The organism is Brachyspira catarrhinii, from assembly GCF_005518285.1.
Lineage (GTDB): Bacteria > Spirochaetota > Brachyspiria > Brachyspirales > Brachyspiraceae > Brachyspira > Brachyspira catarrhinii.
In genome coordinates, this window is the sequence record NZ_SJDU01000690.1 from 1 (window position 1) to 684 (window position 684).

The following is a 684-nucleotide window of genomic DNA, read 5'->3' on the forward strand; positions in this document are numbered from 1 at the left end:
AAAAACCGAGCCTTTAATCAATTAAGATAAAGAACTCGGTTTTATTCTAAAAATATTGTAAATTATTTTTTAGTCTTATTTGAACTATTGGCGTTATTAGGATAATTAACATTCAGTTGTTTTCCTCTATTTCCTTGATTTTGGTCATAGGTTCTGTTTGTGCCAGAAGTTCCTTTATTTGGATTTTTTATATCCGCGCTGTGATTTTTACCCATATTCTCTCACCTACTTTTTTAAAATAAAATATTTACTGATTTGTTAAATAGCCTGTCATATATCTTCCGTCAGGTCCGAAAGTTATATCCAATCTTCCATCGTATTTAACCATAAAATAATCTGTAGTAGGCGAATTAATAGTCACTTCAGATTTTTCAGTTCCGTAGCCGTTAATACCAGCGTAAGCAACGGGGTCGTTGTAATACTGATACCACGTTGTTATGGTGATGGAAAAAGTTTGGGCATCGTTAGTGTCAAAATAATTATAAGCTGTTCCCGTTATGGTGCAAGTGCCGTCATTGTTTATTGTAACGGTTGCGCTACTGCCAGTGCCATAAAGAACACTATTATAGGTCCCTTGAGAAGGATGATTTGAGGTAGTCGTCCCAGTCTCTTGCGGCTCTTCGTTCGATTTACAGCTTATAGATAAAGCCATAACTAAAGCTCCTACGACCATGTAGGTAAATA

At 35.5% G+C, this 684-nt stretch carries 2 protein-coding genes; both read right to left on the reverse strand.

The genetic code is table 11. The features are described from left to right. Positions 1 to 62 precede the first annotated feature (62 nt). Positions 63 to 215: a hypothetical protein gene (locus EZH24_RS14855; protein ID WP_170310888.1), complete on the reverse strand. Its 153-nt coding sequence runs from the start codon at positions 213 to 215 to the stop codon at positions 63 to 65. A 32-nt stretch (positions 216 to 247) separates the two neighbouring features. Continuing rightward, positions 248 to 684, reverse strand: a 437-nt coding sequence (locus EZH24_RS13085) for a hypothetical protein (RefSeq protein ID WP_236847270.1), incomplete at its 5' end; no start/stop codon positions are given.